Genomic DNA, 22,210 nt, shown 5'->3' with positions numbered 1-22,210 from the left:
CGCATCGGCCGAGTCACCGTCGTGCCGTACCAGATTCGCCGGCGGGATTCGTCGCGCCGGACGGACCCCGCTTCGCGAGGACGTTTTCCACGAGCGCGGCCAGCAGAGCGGTACGGCGCGGCAGTTCCGCCACGAGGACGTGTTCGTGATCCGCGTGCGCCCCGCCGCCGACTGCGCCGAGGCCGTCCAGGGTGGGAACACCCATCCCGGCGGTGTAGTTGCCGTCCGAGGCACCACCGACGGACGCGGAAGTCAGTTCCCCGAGTCCGAGTTCGCCCGCCAAGTCCTGGGCCAGCGCGAACAATCCCGCCGACGAGCCCGCCTCGAGCGGCGGCCGGTTGATCCCGCCGGTCACCCGGACCTCGGCGCCCGCCGAGACCGGACGGAGTTCGCGGATGGCCCGGTCGACGCGGAGTTGTTCCGCCTCGTTCCAGACACGGACGTCCACCGCCACGCGCGCGGCCGCCGGGACGGTGTTGACCGTCGTTCCCGCGGAGACGACAGTGGGCGTCACGCTGGTCCCGGCGTCGGGATCGGCGAGCGCGGCCACCGCGAGGACCTGGTGGGAGATCTCGATTCCCGCGTTGACCCCCTTTTCCGGTTCGAGTCCGGCGTGCGCGGCGCGGCCGACCACCTCCACCCGGTAGTGGGAAACGCCTTTGCGGCGGCACTTCAGCGCTCCGCCGTCCGCCGAAGCCTCCAGTACGAACGCGGCGTCGCACCCGGCCGCGGTCTCCTCGATCAGCGCGCGGGAGGACGGCGAGCCGATCTCCTCGTCGCCGGTGACCAGAATGGACAGTCCGCCGCGATCGGGCACGGTCGCGGCGGCATGCAGAGCCATCACGACGCCCGCCTTCATGTCGAAGCAACCGGGTCCGCGCAACACTCCGTCCCGCACGGAGAACGGATGGGTCTCCAGCGAGCCGTGCGGCCACACCGTGTCGTGGTGCCCGAGTAGCAGGACACGCGGCGGTCCGGCGCCGAAGCTCCACCGCAGATGGGTGACGCCGTCGACGACGATCCTCTCCGGATCCACGCCGAGCAGTCTCCGGCCGATGGCGGCCACCACTTCGGCGCTGCGGGCCACCGCCTGGTGATCCGACGACGGCGACTCGCAACGGACGAGCGTCTCGATGTCGGCGAGCAGGTCGCTCATCGCGGCTCACCCCGCAGCGGCTTGCCGGGGAACGCGTCCGTGCGCAGATTCCCGTCGGTGACGACCGGGACACCCGAGACGAACAGGTGCCGGACGCCGACGGAAGGCCTGGTCGAGTCGAAGTAGGTGGCCGCGTCGGTGATCGCGTGCGGGTCGATCACGACGATGTCGGCGTCGGCACCGACGTTGAGCCGTCCCTTGGCCAGCGCCCCGGGGGCGACCTCGTCGAGTACCCGCGCGGGCAGGTAGGAACAGCGGCGGAACGCCTCCAGCCACGTCCATGCCTTGCTCTCACGCACCATGAGGCGCAACGTCTTGGCGTACGTGCCGGCGGTGCGCGGATGCGTCGCGCCGCCGGGCGGAAGCGGCCATTCGGTGCTCTCGCTGGTGCCGTTCTTCCAGTACACGGGCAGCGCGTCGCTGGCGACGATGGCGTCCGGGAACGCGAGCGCCTGGCGCAGGAGACCGAGGTCGTGTTCGCTGCTTTCGTCGAGGAATTCCAGGATGCACGGCGCGCCCGGATCTTCGGCGCGAACCTGGAGCAGCCGGCCTTCGTCGGCGATCCGCTCCCCCGACTCCAGCATGATCACGCTGGACGGGGACAGTCCCTTCATCTTCAACCGCTCGGGCGAAAGGAAGGCGGCGCCGATCCCGGTGCTGCCCGCTCCGTACGGATAGGCCTCGACGGTCACCCGGGACCCGGCCGCCCGTCCCGCTTCGAGCGCCGCGAGCACCCGCTCGATCTGGTGGCCGGACGTGCTGTTCACGTGACAGTGGTGCATCGCGGCACCGGTCTCGGCCGCGACGATCGCGATCTCGGCCGATCCGTCGATCGGTGTCTCCGGGTTCACCTCGACCAGTTCACGGACATGGGTGTACGTCGGCGCCCCGGCCTCCTTCGCCAGCCGGGCCAGCGCGAGGAACTCGCCGGGGTCGGTGTCGGGCGCGTAGCCGAGCAGCACGCCGACGCCGAGCGCGCCCGCGGCCAGCTCACCGTCCACAAGGGACAGCCAGGCGGCGAGCTCCGTCGGCGACGAAGTCCTTTGCCAGGCGGGGTTTCCGAGGACCGCCAGCCCGCTGTCGATATTCGCGTCCGGCTCGATCCCGGCGAGCACCTGCGCCCGCGCGGCACCCCAGGACGCGGAGAAACCGTAGTGCAGCGGACGTCCCGCCGCGGCCGCCTCGGCGTAGGCCCGTTCGATCGGCATCAACCCGGCCTCGAGATCGAGCGCGGTCGTCACGCCGTCCATCGCCTGGAGCCGCTGGCCCGCGATGGTGTGCACGTGGCTGTGCAGGTCGATGAAGCCGGGCCCGACGACGAGCCCGGAGACGTCGATCTCCACGTCACCCGGCTCCGCGGTCAAACCCTCGCCGACGGCGGTGACCACCCCGTCGGATACCAGCACGTCGGCCGTGCCGTCGAACCCCGTCGCCGGATCGATGACACGACCGCCACGCAAGAGTGTCCGCATGCTTCGCCTCCTAGGATCGCCTCGTTCATGGCGACCCTAGGAGGTTTCGGCGGGCGTCCGTTCGTACCGCGCGACGAATCCGGACCCCTCGGTCCATCCGCCCGCACGAACCGCTCGTGAGTGGTGAGGACGGTTCTGGCCGAGGGTGTCTCAGGTATCTGCTGGCTCCGGCCGCCCTGATGCCGGGCCCGGCCACGGCCGACGTTGCGAAAGCCACTTTCGCAACGTTGAAGGTTGCGAAAGTGGCTTTCGCAACCCGCCCCTGCGAGACCACCGCACCAAGCACTGGGCTCTCAAGCAGGACGGCGCTAAGGCGTCTTCACGTGCGGCCAGCCGTGACTGCTTGCGCGATCTGGAAGGTAGGGAAGGAGGCCAACTTGGAGATTCCTCCACCTGCCTGGCTATACAGTGGAGGTTTCTCCATGGCGAGCCACCAGCCCGTCCCTGTTTGCTGGAGCCATGAGCAGAACGGAAGTGCCACCGGGGACCGCCAGGGCCGTCCGCGTGGCCGCAGGGGATCTGGTGCGGGTCGTCGACGTCGAAGGCGGCCAGGTCGGCGACGTGTTCGCGTTCGCGGCAAACGGGACCGAGCTGACCGAGCACCACAGCGCGGCGCACACCCGCGCCGGGATCGACCGGCTGTTCCCCGCGGTCGGCGAGTCCTTCCTGACCGACCTGCGCCGCCCGATCCTGACGCTGGCCGAAGACACCTCACCGGGCGAGCACGACATGCTGATCCCGGCGTGCGACCCGGCCCGGTACGCCGCACTGGGCGCCCCGGGCCACCGGTCCTGCGCCGCGAACCTGCGTGAGGCGCTGGCGGACGAAGGCCTCGGCTTCACGGGCCCGACGCCGCAGCCGATCAACGTCTTCATGCGCGTCCCGGTCGGCGAGGACGGGCGCCTGAACTGGCTGACCGCGAACTCGCGGCCCGGCGACGCGGTGACCCTGCGCGCCGAGATGGACTGCGTCGTCGTGGTCTCCGCGTGCCCGCAGGATCTCGTCCGGATCAGTGACGCCGGACTCTCCCCGCTCGCCATCGAAACCGTCCACAATGGAGGAACCCGGTCATGACGACCACCATCGAACACCCCGCACTGGCCCCGGCCACGCTCGGCGGCCTCGCGCTGCGCAACCGCTACGCCGTCGCCCCCATGTCCCGCGTCTCGGCCCGTCCGGACGGCACCCCGACCGGTGAGATGGCCGACTACTACGCCGAATTCGCCCGCGGCGGCTTCGGGCTGGTGTTCAGCGAAGGCACCTATCCCGACAGCGCGGCCAGCCAGGGCTACCTCAACCAGCCGGGCCTCGCGCGGGACGAGCACGTCGCGGGCTGGCGTGTGATCACCGCCGGGGTGCGCGCGGCGGGCGGCCGCATGATCGCGCAGCTCATGCATTCCGGGGCCATCGCGCAGGGGAACCCGCACCAGGACCACACCGTCGCTCCTTCGGCCGTCCAGCCGCGCGGGGAGATGATGCGCGCGTACGGCGGCTCCGGGCCGTGGCCGGTCCCCCGCGAGCTGACCACCGCCGAAATCGACGAAGTCGTCGAAGGTTTCGCGGCCGCGGCCGTACGTGCCCGTCTGGCCGGCTTCGACGGCGTCGAGGTGCACGCGGCGAACGGGTACCTCCTCGACCAGTTCCTCACCGACTACACCAACCACCGCACCGACTCCTACGGCGGACCGGTCGCGAACCGGATCCGGCTGACCGCCCGCGTCGTCACCGCGGTCGCCGAGGCCGTGCCCGAGCTGGTGACCGGCGTGCGGCTGTCACAGACGAAGGTCAACGACTTCACCTATCGCTGGCCCGGCGGCCGCGACGACGCCGAGGTGATCTTCGCCGCGGTCGCCGAGGCGGGCGCGCAGTACCTCCACATCGCCAGTGAGGGCCGAAACTGGCTCGAAACGGCGAAGCTGGCCGACGGCAGCACCATCACCGCGCTCGCGCGGCAGGTCACCGGGCTGCCGGTGATCGCCAACGGCGGGATGCACGACCTCACGCAGGCGCGCGAGGTGCTCACCGGCGGGCACGCGGACCTGCTCTCGCTCGGGCACGGCGCGCTGGCCAACCCCGATCTGCCCGCCCGCGTCGCGGCGGCGCGCCCCCTGGCCGAGTTCGACCGGGCGATGGTCACCCCGACGGTCACGGTGGCGAACGCGCGCCGTTGGCGGGAGAGTCGGCAGGCGTGACGGAACCAAGCTGGCACGGCGGCGCGGCCGCGGTGGCGACCCTGACCTTCGACGTGGACGCGGAATCCCCGATCCTCGCGCGCGGACGGGGCTACGCCGACCACCTCTCGACCATGTCCCATCAGGCGTATGGGCCCGGGGTCGGGGTGCCGCGCATCCTCGGCCTGCTCGACGAACTGGCCGTGCCCGCGACGTTCTTCGTGCCGGGCTGGGTCGCCGAACAGCGGCCCGGCCTCGCCGCCACGATCGTGGAACGCGGGCACGAGGTGGCCCACCACTCCTACAGTCACCGGTCGCCGACCACGATGACCGCCGCCGAGCAGCGCGCCGATTTCGAGCGGGGCATGGCGGTCTTCGCCGCACAGGGCATCGAGATCAGCGGGCATCGCGCGGCGGGCTGGGAGTCCACTTGGGACACTCCGGCACTGGTGGCCGGGCACGGGTTGAGCTACGACTCGTCGCTGATGGCCGACGACCGGCCGTACCTGATCGACACCGCGGCGGGCCGGATCGCGGAGCTGCCGGTGCACTGGTCACTCGACGACTGGGAGCAGTACGCGTTCCTTCCCGCGCCTCAGGTCGGCTCGGTGATCACGTCCCCGGTGCGGGTGCTGGAGATGTGGCGCGCGGAGCTGGACGCGATGCGCCGCTACCGATGCCTGTTCAACCTGTGCCTGCACCCGTTCCTTTCGGGCAGGCCGGGACGGCTGGAGGCCGTGCGCTCGCTCGTCGAGTTCGGGCTCGGCCTCGGCGACGTCCGGTTCGCCCGGTGCCGTGACGTGGCCGCCGCCGCGCTGGCCGACCCCGCGTTGCCCGCGGAACCCTTGCGGCGCCTCGAAATCGACCCGGAGGTCTACCCGGACTGAGCCGCCTCCAGGGCCAGGAACAGGTCGACCCGGTCCGCGGTCCGCCCGACGTCGCGGCCGGTCAGCTCGGTCACCTTGGCCAGCCGGTTGCGCAAGGTGTTGACGTGCACGAACAGCGCCGCGGCGGTGGCCGCCCACTGGCCGTCGTGGTCGAGGAACGCCCGCAGGGTCGTCTCCAAGTCACCGTCGCGGACGCGGTCGTGCTCGCGCAGCGGGCCGAGCAGGGCGTCGGCGAAGGTGTGCCGCCACTGCTCGTCGTGCGACTCCAGCAGCAGGCGATAGCTGCCCAGCTCGGCGAAACTCGCCGCGACCGGGCCACCACGCCTGCCCCGGAGCACGCGGCAGGCTTCGCGGCTGCGTGACAGCGGCGCCCGCAGTTCGGCCGCGCCGGACACGGGATCGGCGAGCCCGACGACCACGCGCCCGCCGGCGAGCCGGTGCGACACCGCCGCCGCCAGCCGCGGCGCGAACGCGGCGGGCGACTGCCGTCCCGAACGGAACGGCAGCACCGCGACGACGTCCTGGCTGCCCGCCGCCACGACCGCGGGCAGCCCGTCCGCCAGCAGGAAGTCCGTCACGGCTTCCGCCATCCCCGGCGGCGTCGCGGCGTCGTCTCCCGCGAACGCCAGCGCGATCACCGCCAGCGGCCCGTCCGGGTCGACGCCGAAGGCACGCAACCTGCCGGGCACCTCCGCGGCGCGCTGGGCACCGGACAACACCATGTCCAGCAGCTCGACGGCGAACCGCATCTCGATCGCCTGCACCGCCTGGTGCCGGGCCACCTCCAGGCTGAGGTAGCGGGCGGTCTGCTCCAGCGCGTCCCGCTCCTCGCGCTTCAGATCGACCACGGGCCGCAGGCAGAGCAGTGCGGCGTCCGCGTCGCCGATCGCACCCACCGGGAACAACGCCGCCCGCGTCCCCGCGCCGAGATCCGCCTCCAGCGGCGGCGGATGCCCGGCCAGTGCCTCCGCCGCGGCGCGCGACTGCCCGGCGTCCAGGGCGGCGCCGGCGGACGCGAGTTCCCGGCCCATCCGGTCCACCACGGCCAGCGGCAGTTCGTGCTCCCGGCGGAGGACCGCGAGCACCCCGGCCGCCCCCGCGCCTCGCGACAGCGCCGAGGTCAGCTCGTCGCCTCGGCGCACCATCGACATCAGCGCGTTCTGCCGGTCCGCGGCCTGGATCGCCGCCGCGGCGCGGGTGACCGCCGTGAACGGCACCGCCACCGAGATCTCCAGCAGGGGCAACCCGGCTTCCCGGCAGGCTTCGGCAAGTTCCTGAGGAGTGTCGCGTTGCTCCACGCGCAGGCCGAAGATGATCCCCGCCGCTCCGGCACCGACCACTCGCGTGACGAAATCCGCCGGGGCGACGCGGTCCAGCCACAGGCCGTTGGTCAGCACGACCTCGTGTTCGCGCACGTACGGCCCGGGGTCGGGGAGCTCGGTGTTGTGCACCCACAGCACCTGCTCGGCGAGCGCCCCGGCACGGCCGTGAACGACCACCCGCAGTTCGAGATCCGGGTCGTCGACCAGGGCCGCCAAGGTCAGCATGACTGTGAATATATCCAGCCGGGTGCGTCCTTTATGGATGAACGGCCATTTCATGGTTTGTCATGAGCCCTGGTTAGCGTGCCTCGAAGACCCTTCAGAATTCGAGGAGAACCACTGTGACGGCAGTTTCCCGCACGATCGCCGAGCGCTACACCCTGCTCGAAGAGCTGGGGCGCGACGGGACGGCCGTGCTGTGGCGTGCCGAGGACGGGCCGGACGGCCCCCAGGTCGCGGTCAAGGAACTACCGCTTCCCCCTCACGAGCCCGCCGTCGTGGAACGGCTCCGGCGCGAAGCCCGGGTCGTGGTGGATCACCCGTCGGTGGTGCCCGTCCACGACGTCGTGGTGGCGGACGGGACGGCGTTCCTGGTGATGGATCTGGTGGAGCCCCGGACGTTGGAGGAGCTGGCCTCCTCGGGTCCGATGCAGCCGCGGTTCGTGGCCGATATCGGCGGCAAGGTGCTCGGCGCGCTCGCCGCCGCGCACACCGCGGGCATCGTGCACGGGGACGTGCGGCCCGCGAACATCCTGGTGGCTCCCGACGGCACGGTGAAACTGACCGGTTTCGGGATCGCCAAGGCCATCGACCCGGCGGGCACCCCCGCGTTCCTCGCCCCCGAAACGATCGCGGGGCACGAAGCCACTCCCCACTCCGACCTCTGGTCGCTCGGCGTGACCCTGCTCAGCGCGAGCGAGGGCGGGAACTTCTTCCAGCGCGCGAACGTCGCGGCCACGCTGTACGCCGTCGTCAACGAGCAACCGCCCTTCACCCGGACGCCGGCGCCGCTCGCGGACGTCGTCGGAGGGCTGCTGGCGAAAGCACCGCAGGAGCGCATGCTGCCCGGCCACGCGCTTCCCCTGCTGGCCCAGGCCGCGAGCGGGGTCGAAACCCCGGTACCGCGGCCGCCTTCTCCCGGACTCGGCATGCCCTCGGTGCCCGCGATCCTGGCCGGTGTGGCGAGCATGCTCTTCGGGTTCTACGTCCTCGCCGTCGCGATGATGATCCACCGCGCCTACTACCTGTTCGAACTGCTCTGGCCGCCGCTGCTGCTCGCCCGCGTCGGCATCGTGCTCGCTGGCGCGCTCTGGGTGGCCGGGGGCGGTCTCCTGTTCGCGAAGGTCCGTCATGGACAGGTCATGCTGAGCGTCGCCGGCGGGCTGACGCTGTTCAGCTCGCTCCTGCTGACCACCTCCGACCACGAACGGGAACACTTCGCCCTCGCCCTGCAACCGGGCCTCACCCTCGATCTCATCGCCCTGATCTGCGCTGTCCTCCTGACCATCGCCATCTGGTTCGTCCCGGCCAACCGCCCTGCTGTGGGCTGATCCGCTCACAGCAGCGAAACCGGCGGACGGCCGGGCCCCGGCGGCATGGTCGGGGCATGACCGACAACGAGAAGCAGCCACTCTTCGACCAACGGCTCCGGGAACGGTTCTTCAGCCAGCGTGTGCTGGTCCTCGACGGCGCGCTCGACGACGACAACGGCACGGTCCTCACCACCCAGCTGCTGTCACTCGCGAGCGAGGACCCGCGCAAGGACATCGCGTTGTGGATCCACTCGCCGGGCGGTTCGGTCCCGTCGATGCTGGCCATCCGCGACGTGATGCGGCTCGTCCCGTGCGACGTCGCCACCCTCGCGCTGGGGCTGGCGTGCAGTGCCGGGCAGTTCCTGCTTTCCGCGGGCACCCCTGGCAAACGGTTCGCCCTGCCGCACGCGCGGATCCTCATGCACCAGGGTTCGGCGGGCATCGGCGGCTCGGCCGTCGAGGTGGAGGTGCAGGCGGACGACCTGCGCTACACGCGGGACACGGTGCTGGGCCTCATCGCCGACGACACCGGGCAGCCCATCGACCGGATCTTCGCCGATTCCCTCCACGATCGCTGGTTCACCACCGGGCAGGCACGCGAATACGGCTTCATCGACCACATCGTCGAGAGTCTCGATCAGGTCGTCCCCGTCCGCACGCACAAACTCGGCCTCGGCACCGAAAGGGGTGCGGGCGCATGAGCACCTACACCATCCCCAACGTCATCTCCCGCAGCCCCGCCGGCGAGCGGATCATGGACGTCTACTCGCATCTGCTGTCGGAACGGATCATCTACCTCGGGACCGCGATCGACTCGGGCGTGGCGAACGCGTTGATCACGCAGCTGCTGTATCTGGAGGCGGACAACCCCGAACAGGAGATCAACCTCTACATCAACACCGAGGGCGGCGACCCGTCGGCGATGCTCGCGTTGTACGACACCATGCGCTTCATCAAGGCACCGGTGGCCACGACCTGCGTCGGCCAGGCCGTCGCCGCGGGCGCGATCCTGCTGGCCGCGGGTGAGGCGGGGCACCGGTTCGTGCTGCCGCACACCCGGGTGGTGCTGCACCAGCCCGCCGCGCAGGGCCGTGGCACCATCCCGGACCTCATCCTCCAGGCCGACGAGGTCGTGCGGGTGCGGACGCAGCTGGAGGAGATCCTTTCCGCGCACACCGGCCGTGCCGTCGCCGATCTCCGGCACGACACCGACCGGGACCGCGTGTTCGACGCGGCGGGCGCCGTCGCCTACGGGCTCGCGGACCGCGTTCTCGACGAGCGGGCCTAGGCGGCCATGAGCACTGGGCCTCGCGGGCGGCGGCCGACCGCGAGCCCCGTGCTGCCGCCCCGGCTGATCGTGCCCGCGATACCGAAGAGCAGGTCCGCCAGGTCGAGCCCGAGCGCGCCGGTGACCGCGGCGATCATCTCGCTGGACGGCTCCTTGCGGCCGCGTTCGATCTCCGAGAGGTACTGCGGCGAGATCCCGGCGCGTTCGGCGACGTCGACGAGGCGGCCGCCCTGTTCCTCCCTCGCGGCGCGCAGGCTCTTGCCCAGTACGTCACGCCACAGCGGCTCCGGTTCGGGACGCTTCTGGTGGAAAGGGAGGATGTCCGCCATATGGTCATCGTGACATCGGACCGGGGCGCGCGTGCGCCGTTCCGCTCAAGGCGAAACCGCGCCCCGGTACGCGCCCGGTGTCGTCCCGACCTGGTCGCGGAAACGTCGCCGGAGGTTCACGGCCGACGTCAGCACGTCCGGTTCCACGCGAACGTCCACGAACCAGGCCCGGCGCGACTATCCGGCAGGACTTCCCGACGAGAACTGTCCACAAAGGACAAATCACGTCAACCCCGCACCCGTTCTCGCGGGGGTCGTGAGCGGTAAAGAGGGTTAGAACGATCATTGCCACTCACGACCCCTTCGCAAAGTACTCAAATCGGGCACGCGAAGCGGGGTCAGGTGTCCCTTGTCGACGGTGCAGTCACGATCAGCCGACTGGCCGGTCCCGGCAGGCGAGACGCCTCAACATCCCGGGGGCTGAGCCGCCAGGAACGCCAGAATCCGTCGCCAGGTCAGGGCCGCCGCGTCCTCGTCGTGGTCGGGCAGACTGCTGTCGGTGTAGAAGTGGCCCGCTCCGGGGTAGGTGAACACCCGCGCGTCGGCGCCGGAACGGGTCGCCGCGTCCAGCCAGCCGGGGAGCGCGGCCGGTGGCGCGAAGTCGTCCGGGTCGGCCGCGTGGAGCTGGATCGGCAGCCCCTCCCGGACTTTCGCGGGAAGGTCGGCGACGGCGTGGAGCAGGAGCACACCGGCGGTTGCGGGCCGATGCGGGAGCAGACCCGCGGCCACCACCGCGCCCATCGACATCCCGGCCAGCACGGTTTCCTCGGGCAGCTTCCTGGCGGCGTCGAGCGCGCGGGAGGCGACGGTGGACCACTCGATCCGGTCCTTCAGCGCGAATCCGTCTTCGAGCGTCGTCGCGGTCTCGCCACCGTAGAGGTCGGGTGTGGTGACCTCGTGACCGGCGGCGCGCAGCCGCTCCGCCGCGGCCAGCTCGGCCCGCCGCAACCCCAGTACCGAGTGGAACAGGACGACGTGGGTCATCCGACGACCGACAATCCGCTCTCGGCGGCGAGGATCCCCGCGACCGAGACGGCCTGCTCGCCGGTGATCTTCGCGCCGCGCAGGGTCAGCAGGCCACGGACCCCGGACAGGCGCGAACCACGGAGGTCACAGTCCACCGCGGAGACCGCCGCGAATTCCGTTCCGGTGAACTCGCAGTCCACGAAGGTCAACCGGGACAGGTCACCGGAGAACACCGTCTCCCGGAACGAACATCCGGAGAACACGGCCGGCCCCTTCGCCCGCTCGACCGTCACCGACGCGTAGTCGAACCGGGCGTTCTCGACGTACAGATCGGTCGCGGAGGTGATCGCCACCCCGAGCCCGATCGCGCGGCAGCGAAGGATCTCGACCCGGCGGCCCGTCAGTTCGCGGATCGCCGCGTTGGACAGGTCGACGCCTTCGAGAATCACGTCGGAGAGCGTCAACCTGTCGAGCCGGGAGTTCGCCAGGCCCACGTCCGAGACGAGGGAACGCACGATCTCGCCGCCGCCGTGGATCCCGCTCTGGTCTCCGCCGTCGAGGTGGACCGAGTCGAAATCGAAATCGCCCCGGAGCACGGCGGGTTCGGTTTCGAGTTCGTCGCGCTCGACCGACGGGCGCCGAACCTTGATGCCGTCGAAATCCCGGAAGTCCATGATCCGGACCGTACCGCAGCGGCTCGCGCGTGAAGGGGCTTCACGCGCGAGCCGCCCACAGGGGTCAGTCCCGGACGCCCTTCACCGCGTCCTTGATCTTCTCGCCTGCCTGCTTGACGTTGGCCTTGCCCTGCTCGGCCTTGCCTTCGGCCTGCCACTGCTCGTTGTCCGTCGCGTCACCGGCGGCTTCCTTGGCCTTGCCCTTGAGTTCGTCGATCTTGTTCTCGGCCTTGTCGTTCATCAGGGCCTCCCTTTCGTTGTCCGCTGCCTCCCGGATACCCGGCGGCGGGCCGGGGAAACGACGTCTTCGCTGTGGCCCTCATCTCTCACCACCCGTGTGGCCGCACGGGTACACCGTCTTCGCGACGACGGCCTCGCAGGCCGGGCAGTTGTTCACCGGCCGTTCGCGACGGCCCCAGTAGGGATGGACGGCCCCGCAGAGCGCGGTGACCCGCTCACCGAGGCCGGGGTCCGGGTTGCAGACGGGGCAGTAGGCATGCGCCGCCCGCTCGATGTCGGCTGTCATCCGCCACCTCCGGGGGTAGGTCGTCATCCGTACTTCAGCGTACGGGGGTACGCGTTCCGCGTTTCCCGGTTCGCCCGGCGCCGGATCCGCGTGCGCCGCGCCCACCCGCTCAGGCAATTCGCAACGACGCATATTTCGATCGCCCGGCCTTCCGGAATAATCGCATTTCTCGCGGCAATTACCTCGGCATTACCATCGCATTTACTTACTGGTCTTTTAGAGTGATCAACACTCATGATCACCTTCGAAGAAGGACAACCGGCTACCGGTGCCGCTAGCATTGCGCCGTTCCCCGGACAGACACGGCACATCCTGTTCGCACCGTCTGCCTCATTCACGACTTTAGCCGGGAGGTCGCGAGCGTGCGCTCGCCACGAAAAACCAACGGAAACGGCTCCGAAAACCGCCACGAAGGCGCGGCGACCACCGCCCTGCTGCGTCTCGGCCGTTATCTGACCCGCGCGGAGAGTTCCCCGGACCTGCGTTCGGTACACATCACCGGCGGACGGGAAGGCGACGCGTTCTACCGCGATCGGTGGAGTCACGACAAGGTCGTCCCGTCGACGCACGGCGTAAACTGCACGGGTTCTTGCCGCTGGAACGTGTACGTTTCCGACGGGATCATAACCTGGGAGAGCCAGGACCCCGATTATCCCTCCGTCGGCCCCGACAAACCGGAGTACGAACCACGCGGGTGCCCGCGCGGCGCCTCCTTCTCGTGGTATTCCTATTCCCCGACCAGGGTACGTTTTCCGTACGCTCGGGGCGTACTGGTGGAAATGTACCGTGAAGCGCTGAAACACCACGGTGATCCCGTGGTCGCGTGGGCTTCGGTGATGGACGACCCGATGAAGAGGCTGTCCTACCAGCGCGTGCGGGGAAAAGGCGGGCTGGTCCGGATCGGTTGGGAAGAAGCCGCGGAAATCGCCGCCGCCGCGCATGTGCACGCCATTTCCCGCTACGGCCCGGACAGGGTCGCCGGTTTTTCGCCTATTCCGGCGATGTCCATGGTCTCGCACGCGATCGGATCGCGGTTCATGGCGCTGATCGGCGCCCCGATGCTGTCCTTCTACGACTGGTACGCCGATCTCCCGGTGGCCTCGCCGCAGGTGTTCGGCGACCAGACCGACGTCCCGGAATCCGCCGACTGGTGGGACGCCGCGTACCTGATGATGTGGGGCTCGAACGTCCCCGTGACCAGGACACCGGACGCGCACTGGATGGCCGAGGCGCGCTACCGCGGGCAGAAGGTCGTGGTGGTCTCCCCCGACTACGCCGACAACACCAAATTCGCCGACGAATGGCTGGCCCCGCATCCCGGCACCGACGCCGCGCTGGCGATGGCCATGGGGCACGTCGTCCTCACCGAGTTCTTCGCCGACCGGCAGGTCTCGTACTTCACCGACTACGTCCGCCGCTTCACCGACCTCCCCTTCCTGGTCACGCTGGCCGAACGGGACGGCGCGTACGTCCCGTCGAAGTTCCTCACCGCCGCCGACCTCGGCGAGGACGGCACGGCGGAGCCGCGATGGAAGACCGTGCTGGTCGACGACCGCACCGGCGAACCGGTCGTCCCCAACGGTTCGGTCGGTTTCCGCTGGAACGAGCACGATCAGGGCCGCTGGAACCTCGACCTCGGCGACGTCGTGCCGCGGCTGAGCCTGCTCGCCGACCCCGGCCATGAGGGCGTCGAGGTGCTCCTCCCGCGGTTCGACGCGGAGGGTGTCCTGCGGCGCGGGGTGCCGGCCGTGCGGCAGGGCGGGCAGTGGGTCACCACGGTGTTCGACCTGCTGATGGCGCAGTACGGCGTGCGGCGCGGCGATCTTCCCGGCCGATGGCCGTCCGGCTACGACGATCCGGCGGAACCGTGCACCCCCGCCTGGCAGCAGGAGATCACCTCGGTCCCGGCCGATCGGGTGGCCCGGATCGCCAGGGAGTTCGCCGAGACGGCGGAGGCGTCGCGCGGCCGGTGCATGATCCTGATGGGCGCGGGCACCAACCACTGGTTCCACTCCGACACCATCTACCGTTCCTTCCTGGCCCTGCTCACGATGACCGGTTGCCAGGGCCGCAACGGCGGCGGCTGGGCGCATTACGTCGGGCAGGAGAAGGTGCGGCCGCTGACCGGGCACCAGACCCTGGCCGGCGCGATGGACTGGGTACGGCCCGCCAGGCAGATGATCGGCACGGCCTACTGGTACCTGCACACCGGCCAATGGCGCTACGACACGCTGCGCAACGACGAACTGACCTCGCCGCTGTCACCGGGGAAGCTCGCCGGGACGAGCGCCGCGGACACGCTCGCGCAGTCGGCGCGGCTGGGGTGGATGCCGTCGTTCCCCACCTTCGACCGCAACCCGCTCGACCTCGTGGACGAAGCCGAGGAAGCCGGGCTCGACCCGGTCCGCCATGCCACCGCCCAGATCCGCGAGGGCAGGCTGGGGTTCGCCGCCGAGGATCCGGACGCTCCGGAGAACTGGCCCCGGGTGCTCACGGTGTGGCGGTCCAACCTGCTCGGTTCGTCGGCCAAGGGACATGAGTACTTCCTGCGGCACCTGCTCGGCACGGACGCGAACCTGCGCGGCGAGGAGGCGCCGCCGGACGCGCGGCCGAAATCCGTGAAATGGCATGACACCGCCCCCGTCGGCAAGCTGGATCTCATGCTGGCGATCGATTACCGCATGACCAGCACCACCCTGTTCGCCGATCTCGTACTGCCCGCGGCGACCTGGTACGAAAAACACGACCTCTCGTCGACGGACATGCATCCCTTCGTGCATTCCTTCAACGCCGCCGTCGATCCGCCGTGGCAGACCCGCACGGATTTCGAGGCTTTCCACACCATCGCGAAGCGGTTCAGCCAGCTCGCCGAGCGCCATCTCGGGGTGCGCAAGGATCTCGTCGCCACCCCGATGACGCACGACACCCCCGGGGAAACGGCCCAGCCGGGCGGAGTCGTCCGCGACTGGCGCGACGGCGACGTCGAACCGATCCCGGGTGTCACCATGCCGAAGCTGACCGTCGTCGAGCGCGATTATCCCGCGGTGGCGGCGAGCCTGGCCACGCTCGGTCCACTGCTGGAGAAGCTGGGCGCCACCAGCAAGGGGATCACCTACGACGTCGGTGAGGAGGTGAACTGGCTGCGCGCGAAGAACGGCGTCGCGACGGCAGGGCCAGCTCAAGGCCGCACGCTGATCGACACCGACATCAAGGCCGCGGACGCCGTGCTCGCGCTGTCGGGCACCACCAACGGACGGCTGGCCACCCAGGGCTTCCGCGAACTCGAGAAGCGGGTGGGCACCGAGTTGGCGCATCTTTCCGCCGAACACGAAGGGAAAAAGATCACCTTCGCCGACACCCGGTCGCGTCCGGCGCCGGTGATCACCAGCCCGGAGTGGTCCGGCAGCGAGAGCGGCGGCCGCCGTTACTCGGCGTTCGTGATCAACGTCGAACACGGCAAACCGTGGCACACGCTCACCGGCCGTCAGCACTTCTTCCTCGACCACGACTGGATGCACGAACTCGGCGAGGCGTTGCCGGTCTACCGGCCGCCGCTGGGCGCACAGCACCTTTCCGGTGCGGCGGGCGACGCCGCGGAGGTCACCGTGCGCTATCTGACCCCGCACAGCAAATGGTCGATCCATTCGACGTACCAGGACAACCTGCACATGCTCACGCTGTCCCGAGGCGGGCAGGGGATCTGGATGAGCCCGGCCGACGCGGAGGCCATCGGGGCGAAGGACAACGACTGGATCGAGGCGGTCAACCGCAACGGGGTCGTGGTGGCCCGCGCGATCGTCTCCCACCGGATGCCAGCCGGCACGGTTTTCCTTTACCACGCCCAGGATCGGGCGGTGAACGTGCCGCGCAGCGAGGCGACCGGCAAACGCGGCGGCACGCACAACTCGCTGACCCGGCTGCTGCTCAAGCCCACCCATCTCATCGGCGGCTACGCCCAGCTCTCCTTCGGTTTCAACTATCTGGGCCCCACCGGCAACCAGCGCGACGAGGTCACCGTGATCCGCCGCCGTTCCCAGGAGGTGCGTTACTGATGCGGGTCATGGCACAGCTGGCCATGGTGATGAACCTCGACAAATGCATCGGCTGCCACACCTGTTCGGTGACCTGCAAACAGGCATGGACCAACCGGGCGGGTACCGAGTACGCCTGGTTCAACAACGTGGAAACCCGGCCCGGACAAGGATATCCGCGCCGCTACGAGGATCAGGAGCGCTGGAAGGGCGGCTGGGAGCGGACGGCGAAGGGCAGGCTGCGGCTGCGCGCGGGCGGCAGGCTCACCAAGCTCGCGAAACTGTTCGCCAACCCGGAACTGCCGGAGATCTCCGACTACTACGAGCCGTGGACCTACGACTACGCCACCCTGATCGAGGCGCCGCTCGGCGACGACGTGCCCACCGCGGCGCCCCGGTCCGCGATCACCGGAGAGCCTGCCCAGCCCACCTGGGGGCCGAACTGGGACGACGACCTCGGCGGGTCGGCCGAACACGGCGTCAAGGACCCGATCGCCGAGAAGCTGCGCGAAGAACTCGGCATCGAGATCAAATTCGAGTTCGAGCAGAGCTTCATGTTCTACCTGCCGCGGATCTGCGAGCACTGCCTCAACCCGTCGTGTGTGGCCAGTTGCCCGTCCGGCGCGATGTACAAACGCGAAGAGGACGGGATCGTGCTGGTCGACCAGGACCAGTGCCGCGGGTGGCGGATGTGCGTCACCGGCTGCCCGTACAAGAAGGTCTACTTCAACCACAAGACCGGCAAGGCCGAGAAGTGCACCTTCTGCTATCCGCGGGTGGAAGCCGGGCAGCCGACGGTGTGCGCGGAAACCTGCGTCGGACGGCTGCGCTACATCGGCGTCCTGCTCTACGACGCCGACAAGGTCACCGCCGCCGCATCCGTCGCGGACGAGCACGAGCTCTATCCCGCACAGCTCGATCTGCTGCTCGATCCGCACGACCCCGCGGTGATCCGGGCCGCCGAGGCGGCGGGCGTCCCGCACGACTGGCTGACCGCGGCCCGGCGGTCACCGGTGTACCGGCTGATCCACGACTTCCGGCTGGCGCTGCCACTGCATCCGGAGTACCGCACGATGCCGATGGTCTGGTACATCCCGCCGCTGTCGCCGGTGGTCGACGCGATCAGCGGCAGCGGACACGACGGCGAACACCGCGACAACCTGTTCGGCGCCATCGACGCCCTGCGCATCCCGGTCGAGTATCTGGCCGAACTGTTCACCGCCGGAGACACCGCGCCCGTCCGGCGGTCACTGCGGCGGCTGGCCGCGATGCGGTCCTACATGCGGGCGGTGAACCTCGGGCAGGAGACCGACGAGGACATCCCCGCCTCCGTCGGCCTCACGGGTGAACAGATCTTCGCCATGCACCGGCTGCTCGCGCTGGCCAAGTACGACGAACGCTACGTCATCCCGACCGCGGGCGTCGGGCAGGCTCACGACCTGGAGGGCATCGCCACCCGGTGCAGTCTGGACGTCGACGGCGGCCCGGGTATGGGCGGCGGCGAGTCCACAGTGGACCTGGTGAGCTGGGCGGACGGCGCCCGCCCGGACGCGCTGTTCCCGACGCTGGGAGGGCGGAACCGGTGAAACTCCGTCCCCGGGCCAGGCGGGCTCACGCGGTGTCGCGCCAGATCGCCGGCTGGTGCCTGCAATATCCCGACGAAGCCGTCCTCGGCAAGCTCGGTCTGCTGCGGGCCTGTCTCGACGAGAGCACCGGCCCCGGCCACGACGAACTCCGCCGCACCGTGGCCTACCTCGAACAGGGTGATCCGGGCGAGCTGGCGTCGCACTACATCGAGGTCTTCGACCGGAAACCCCGCCGGACCCTGCACCTGAGCTGGTTCCTCGACGGTGACACCCGCCGCCGCGGCGAGACACTGGCCGCGCTGCGCCGGTTCTACCGCGCACACGGGTTCGCGCCCGCCGAGAACGAGTTGCCGGACTTCCTGCCGGTGATCCTGGAGTTCGCCGCCGCGGCCGGCGCCGACGCCGGCGGGCAGGTCCTCGCCCGCTTCCATCCGGCGCTGGAGCTCCTGCACCGCAATCTGTCCACTATGGACACCCCGTATCGCGACGCCGTCGCCGCGGTGCTGGCCACCTTGCCCGCCGTCCCCGCACCGATACCCGCTGCTCCCGCGGCCGAGCTGGTCGGCCTCGACCCGTTCCCCACCGGCGCCGGAGGTGGCCGATGAGTTCCGGACCGGATCTGCTGCTGTGGGGTGCCGCGCCCTACGCGTCGATCGCGCTGCTGGTCTTCGGCACGATCTGGCGTTATCGCCACGACAAGTTCGGCTGGACGAGCCGGTCCAGCCAGCTCCACGAATCCCGGCTTCTCCGGGTGGCCAGTCCGGTGTTCCACGTCGGCCTGCTGATGGTCGTCGGCGGTCACGTGCTCGGTCTGCTCGTGCCGAAGGGAGTGACCGAGTTCGCCGGGCTCGACGAACACGGCTATCACCTGGTCTCGCTCGGGATGGGCACCATCGCAGGCCTGGTCGCGGTCGGCGGGCTCGGTCTCCTGCTGTGGCGGCGGATCAGGGTGCCGGCGGTGCGCCGCGCCACCTCCGTCAGCGACCGGTACATGTACGTGGTGCTCGTGCTGGTGATGCTCGCCGGGCTGGCCACCACCGTGGTCGACAACGGGGTCCGCGGCGGCTACGACTACCGCGAGACGGTCGCGCCCTGGTTCCGGAGCATCCTGTTCCTCGATCCCCAGCCGGAGCTGATGGCGTCCGCGCCGCTGGACTACCGGCTGCATGTCGCGCTGGGCATGGTGTTGTTCGCACTGTGGCCGTTTTCCCGCCTGGTGCACGCTTTCAGCGCGCCGGTGCGGTATCTGCTCCGTCCGTACGTGGTCTACCGGCGCCGTGCCCCCGGTGGCGTCGGCACCCGCGAACCGCGCCGCGGGTGGGAATGACCCGGTTCCGCCGCGCCGGCTACGTCGCCCTGAGCTCGTTCGGCTGCATCGTCTTCATCGGCCTCTGCGCGATGGCGTCCGGCGCACCCCTGCTGTTCCCTTCACTCGGGCCCACCGCGTTCCTGGTGTTCGCGAGCCCGCGAACCCCCGGAGCCAGCCCTCGCAACACGGTGCTCGGTCATCTGGCCGGGATCCTGGCGGGACTCACCGGTCTCGCCGCCACGGGGCTGCTCACCGCCGTCCCGGACCTGACGCACCCGTCGTGGGCCAGGATCGGGGCGGCCGCGATCGCGCTGGGGTTCACCTGTGCCGCGATGGCCGCGCTGGAGATCCCCCATCCGCCTGCCGGCGCGACCACGTTGATCATCGCGCTCGGCCTCCTGCACACCGTTTCGCAGGTGGTCGCGGTACTGGTGGGCGTCGTCCTCATCGCCTCGCTGGCGGTGCTGGTCAACAAACTGTTCGGCGTCCCCCTATCCCTGGTGGCGCGCGCCCGCCGTGCGTGAACAGCCGTCCCTCGATCGTGGCTCGCCGCGGCCCTGAATGGCCGATGTGCCGGTACGCCACCGGTTCTATCGTTCGGACGCATGGCGAGCGACTTGCAGCGGCGCAAGATCTCGGGTGTGTTCACCGCGATGGACGTCGACGGCGACGGTTTCCTCCAGGAGCGGGACTTCCAGGCGCTGGCCGACCGCTGGGCACGGCGGCGCGGCCCGGGTGACGAACGGCGCCTGACCGGCATCATGCTGAGCTGGTGGACGACGTTGCTGGCGGCGTCGGATCTCGACCGGGACGACAAGGTCACCCTCGACGAGGTCCTGCTGGTGGTCGACAAGCTCCCGGACACGCCCGAGGCGGTGACCGCGACGGCCGACGCGATGTTCGAAGCGATCGACGAGAACGGGGACGGCCTGATCTCCGCGGCGGAATACCGCCAGTTGATCGAGGTCTGGAACGGCCGCCCCACCGATACCGACGCCACCTTCCCGCTGCTCGACTCCGACGGCGACGGGATGCTGTCCAGGGACGAGTTCGCCGCGCTGTGGCTGGAATTCTGGGCGGGTGACGACGCGGCGGCGCCGGGCACCCTGGTCTTCGGTCCGCTCGCCGCCTGACGGCTTTCGGGCTGACCAGGCGGCCATACGGGCCAGACCCGGCCGTCCACCACGTCGCGGACGCCCCCGCCGCTCAGGATGGCAGGCGTGGACGAGGTGACCGACGCCGCGCAGGAAGCGCAGTCGCTCGCCGTCCGCGCGCTGCACGACTCCGGTGACACGGCCGGATTGGCGAGGATCGCCACGAACCAGCCCGGCTGGTCGGTGGCTTCCCGCGCGATCGCCCTCTGCCTGCTGGACCGGTGGGCGGAAGCGGCCGGACTGCTGGCGGAGAACGCTTCCTGGCGTACCGGATCGGCGGTTTCCGCGATGCAGGGAGAACTCTTCGGCAGTCTCGCCGAGCTGTGGGCCGGCCGCCCAGCCCGGTTCGGAGTGCATCTGACCGAGCGCGAACGGTGGCCGTTGCGGACGTCGCGGCGGCATCGCGAGGACCAGCTCACCTCGTACGTCTCCGCGTTGCTCGTGCTGGGCGAACGAGCGCGTGCGGAGAAGCTGCTCGACGACGAGGATTTCCCCGAGACGGGTCTGTGTGACGCCGAACGTTCGATGCTCGCGGCCATGCGCGGGCAGGCCGCTGACGCGATCGGCTTCGCTCACCGAAGCGTCGCCGACCGTTCACGGCGCGGCTACGACACCGGCTCGGCGGCGATGGCCCTGTGTGCCGTTTCGATCCTGCTGCGGCAAGGGCGGCTCACCACGGCGCGGGAACTGCTGGCCACCGTGCGCGCCACGGCACCGACGCTGGCGCATCTGCTCGACATCGCCGAAGCCCGGGTCGACCTGACCGTCGGTGAGACCGGCCGCGCCACCGAACGCCTGCACGCGGCCACCCGCGGACTCGCCGTCGGCACGGAAATCGCCTGGGCCGACCTCGCCGAACTCGCGTTGCGGCGGAACGACCGGGGCTCGGCGGAGACCGCACTCGACGCGCTGGAGGAACTCGCTTCCGCCCTGCCGACCGGACGGGTGCTGCTGCATCGTCATCTCGTCCGGGCCTGCCTCGGCCGGGAGCCCGACAGCGAGTGCCGGTGGCTGGCCCGCGAACGCGGACAACCCCTCGAACTCGCCGTCGTGACCGAACGCCTGGCGCGGCACGGCGCGACGGGACCCCGGACGCTCACCGAGACCACGACGTCGCGGAAGCGCTAGATCACCCCGGCCCGCACCGCGTACGCGACGGCGTGCGGCCGGTTCTTCAGCTTCAGCCGACCGGTGATGCCCTGGATGATGTGCTTCACGCTGCGTTCCGAGTAGCTGAGCTCGCCGGCGATCTCGACGGTGTCCTTGCCCTCGGCCATCAGCCGCAGCACGTCGATCTCCCGGGTGGTGAGCCCGGCGGTGTTGACGCCCATCGGGTCGAGCACCTCGCGTTGCAGCCGCTCGACGTGCTTGAGCAGCTCGCCGAGCAGGCTCGGCGGGAGCACTCCGCCGCCGGTGGCCGCCGCGCGGACGGCGTGCGCCAGCCGTTCGCCGGTCGTGGCCGAGCGCGGCAGGACCGCCACCACCCGGCATTCGATGGCGGGTACGAGTTCCGCCTCGCTGATCTGGCTCACCACGAGCACCACCGGCTTGCCGTCCTCGGCGGCGAGCCGCCGCAGCCAGAGCACGATCTCCGGCGTCAGGCATTCGGCGGCGAACACCAGTACATCGGTCTCGGCGCGCTGCTCCCAGTCCCGGAGGTCGATCCCCTGCTGCGTGCCCAGCTGGCTGGCCAGGCCCGCGCTGGTGATCGGGTCGGGCGCGTGCACCGCCACGGTGATCTGTCGGGTTTCCGTGTCCACTTCGTCCCCTCCGCTTGTCCGCGGCCCCAGTCGGATAGGGACACAGT

At 70.2% G+C, this 22,210-nt stretch carries 22 protein-coding genes; 13 read left to right on the top strand and 9 right to left on the bottom strand.

Annotation, left to right across the window (positions count from 1 at the left end):
- Positions 1-13 precede the first annotated feature (13 nt).
- A complete protein-coding gene (locus ACZ3HL_RS33365; protein ID WP_465535321.1) occupies positions 14-1,156 on the bottom strand; it encodes a M20 family metallopeptidase in 1,143 nt (380 codons plus the stop codon).
- A complete protein-coding gene (locus ACZ3HL_RS33360; protein WP_465535320.1) occupies positions 1,153-2,628 on the bottom strand; it encodes an amidohydrolase family protein in 1,476 nt (491 codons plus the stop codon). The genes ACZ3HL_RS33365 and ACZ3HL_RS33360 overlap by 4 nt, the downstream gene beginning before the upstream one ends.
- A 459-nt stretch (positions 2,629-3,087) precedes the next feature.
- On the opposite strand from ACZ3HL_RS33360, the gene ACZ3HL_RS33355 reads away from it, so the two are divergent.
- Genes ACZ3HL_RS33355 through ACZ3HL_RS33345 form a run of 3 tightly spaced genes read left to right on the top strand, consistent with a single transcriptional unit; the run spans position 3,088 to position 5,686 of the window.
- Positions 3,088-3,702, top strand: a complete 615-nt coding sequence (locus tag ACZ3HL_RS33355) for a DUF1989 domain-containing protein (RefSeq protein WP_465535319.1) — start codon at positions 3,088-3,090, stop codon at positions 3,700-3,702.
- Positions 3,699-4,820 carry an oxidoreductase gene (locus ACZ3HL_RS33350; RefSeq protein ID WP_465535318.1) on the top strand — a complete coding sequence of 374 codons (1,122 nt, stop codon included), beginning with the start codon at positions 3,699-3,701 and terminating at the stop codon, positions 4,818-4,820. The genes ACZ3HL_RS33355 and ACZ3HL_RS33350 overlap by 4 nt, the downstream gene beginning before the upstream one ends.
- A complete protein-coding gene (locus ACZ3HL_RS33345; protein WP_465535317.1) occupies positions 4,817-5,686 on the top strand; it encodes a polysaccharide deacetylase family protein in 870 nt (289 codons plus the stop codon). The genes ACZ3HL_RS33350 and ACZ3HL_RS33345 overlap by 4 nt, the downstream gene beginning before the upstream one ends.
- Here ACZ3HL_RS33345 and ACZ3HL_RS33340 read toward each other — a convergent pair.
- Positions 5,674-7,233 carry a PucR family transcriptional regulator gene (locus ACZ3HL_RS33340; protein WP_465535316.1) on the bottom strand — a complete coding sequence of 520 codons (1,560 nt, stop codon included), beginning with the start codon at positions 7,231-7,233 and terminating at the stop codon, positions 5,674-5,676. The two genes, ACZ3HL_RS33345 and ACZ3HL_RS33340, sit on opposite strands and share 13 nt — an antisense overlap.
- Before the next feature lie 116 nt (positions 7,234-7,349).
- Between ACZ3HL_RS33340 and ACZ3HL_RS33335 the strand changes: the two genes are divergently transcribed.
- From ACZ3HL_RS33335 to ACZ3HL_RS33325, 3 genes are read left to right on the top strand one after another with little or no spacing between them, the layout of a single operon-like run.
- Entirely contained in the window at positions 7,350-8,558 is a 1,209-nt protein-coding gene (locus ACZ3HL_RS33335; RefSeq protein WP_465535315.1) for a serine/threonine-protein kinase, read from the top strand.
- A 56-nt stretch (positions 8,559-8,614) separates the two neighbouring features.
- Positions 8,615-9,241, top strand: coding sequence for a ClpP family protease (locus tag ACZ3HL_RS33330; RefSeq protein WP_465412877.1), 627 nt, complete (start codon positions 8,615-8,617; stop codon positions 9,239-9,241).
- Positions 9,238-9,828, top strand: a complete 591-nt coding sequence (locus tag ACZ3HL_RS33325) for a ClpP family protease (RefSeq protein ID WP_034316174.1) — start codon at positions 9,238-9,240, stop codon at positions 9,826-9,828. The genes ACZ3HL_RS33330 and ACZ3HL_RS33325 overlap by 4 nt, the downstream gene beginning before the upstream one ends.
- Here ACZ3HL_RS33325 and ACZ3HL_RS33320 read toward each other — a convergent pair.
- From ACZ3HL_RS33320 to ACZ3HL_RS33300, 5 genes are all read right to left on the bottom strand, one after another.
- Positions 9,825-10,157, bottom strand: a complete 333-nt coding sequence (locus tag ACZ3HL_RS33320; protein ID WP_126734195.1) for a helix-turn-helix domain-containing protein — start codon at positions 10,155-10,157, stop codon at positions 9,825-9,827. The two genes, ACZ3HL_RS33325 and ACZ3HL_RS33320, sit on opposite strands and share 4 nt — an antisense overlap.
- 405 nt (positions 10,158-10,562) lie before the next feature.
- Positions 10,563-11,141 carry a dienelactone hydrolase family protein gene (locus ACZ3HL_RS33315; protein ID WP_465535314.1) on the bottom strand — a complete coding sequence of 193 codons (579 nt, stop codon included), beginning with the start codon at positions 11,139-11,141 and terminating at the stop codon, positions 10,563-10,565.
- Positions 11,138-11,797, bottom strand: a complete 660-nt coding sequence (locus ACZ3HL_RS33310; RefSeq protein WP_465535313.1) for a pentapeptide repeat-containing protein — start codon at positions 11,795-11,797, stop codon at positions 11,138-11,140. Before ACZ3HL_RS33310 ends, ACZ3HL_RS33315 begins: the two co-directional genes overlap by 4 nt.
- 64 nt (positions 11,798-11,861) lie before the next feature.
- Positions 11,862-12,038 carry a CsbD family protein gene (locus ACZ3HL_RS33305; RefSeq protein ID WP_360127538.1) on the bottom strand — a complete coding sequence of 59 codons (177 nt, stop codon included), beginning with the start codon at positions 12,036-12,038 and terminating at the stop codon, positions 11,862-11,864.
- A 78-nt stretch (positions 12,039-12,116) separates the two neighbouring features.
- Entirely contained in the window at positions 12,117-12,323 is a 207-nt protein-coding gene (locus ACZ3HL_RS33300; RefSeq protein ID WP_465412874.1) for a hypothetical protein, read from the bottom strand.
- Between the two features lie 362 nt (positions 12,324-12,685).
- On the opposite strand from ACZ3HL_RS33300, the gene ACZ3HL_RS33295 reads away from it, so the two are divergent.
- From ACZ3HL_RS33295 to ACZ3HL_RS33265, 7 genes are all read left to right on the top strand, one after another.
- Positions 12,686-16,375, top strand: coding sequence for a nitrate reductase subunit alpha (locus ACZ3HL_RS33295; protein WP_465535312.1), 3,690 nt, complete (start codon positions 12,686-12,688; stop codon positions 16,373-16,375).
- Entirely contained in the window at positions 16,375-17,940 is a 1,566-nt protein-coding gene (gene narH, locus ACZ3HL_RS33290) for a nitrate reductase subunit beta (RefSeq protein ID WP_465535311.1), read from the top strand. Before ACZ3HL_RS33295 ends, narH begins: the two co-directional genes overlap by 1 nt.
- Positions 17,937-18,545 carry a nitrate reductase molybdenum cofactor assembly chaperone gene (gene narJ, locus ACZ3HL_RS33285; RefSeq protein ID WP_465535310.1) on the top strand — a complete coding sequence of 203 codons (609 nt, stop codon included), beginning with the start codon at positions 17,937-17,939 and terminating at the stop codon, positions 18,543-18,545. The genes narH and narJ overlap by 4 nt, the downstream gene beginning before the upstream one ends.
- Complete coding sequence (narI, locus tag ACZ3HL_RS33280) at positions 18,542-19,267, top strand: respiratory nitrate reductase subunit gamma (RefSeq protein ID WP_465535309.1); 726 nt, start codon at positions 18,542-18,544, stop codon at positions 19,265-19,267. The genes narJ and narI overlap by 4 nt, the downstream gene beginning before the upstream one ends.
- Positions 19,264-19,773, top strand: coding sequence for an HPP family protein (locus ACZ3HL_RS33275; RefSeq protein WP_465535308.1), 510 nt, complete (start codon positions 19,264-19,266; stop codon positions 19,771-19,773). Before narI ends, ACZ3HL_RS33275 begins: the two co-directional genes overlap by 4 nt.
- 81 nt (positions 19,774-19,854) lie before the next feature.
- Complete coding sequence (locus ACZ3HL_RS33270; protein ID WP_465412868.1) at positions 19,855-20,382, top strand: EF-hand domain-containing protein; 528 nt, start codon at positions 19,855-19,857, stop codon at positions 20,380-20,382.
- Positions 20,383-20,469: 87 nt separating this feature from the next.
- On the top strand, positions 20,470-21,531 hold the full coding sequence (locus tag ACZ3HL_RS33265) for a hypothetical protein (RefSeq protein WP_465535307.1): 1,062 nt from the start codon (positions 20,470-20,472) through the stop codon (positions 21,529-21,531).
- On the opposite strand, the gene ACZ3HL_RS33260 is transcribed toward ACZ3HL_RS33265, so the two are convergent.
- Positions 21,528-22,163 carry a helix-turn-helix transcriptional regulator gene (locus ACZ3HL_RS33260; protein WP_465412866.1) on the bottom strand — a complete coding sequence of 212 codons (636 nt, stop codon included), beginning with the start codon at positions 22,161-22,163 and terminating at the stop codon, positions 21,528-21,530. The genes ACZ3HL_RS33265 and ACZ3HL_RS33260 overlap by 4 nt on opposite strands.
- Between the last annotated feature and the right edge of the window lie 47 nt (positions 22,164-22,210).

It is taken from the genome of Amycolatopsis sp. NPDC000009 (assembly GCF_055563465.1).
This window is presented reverse-complemented; position numbering and strand designations above follow the sequence as displayed.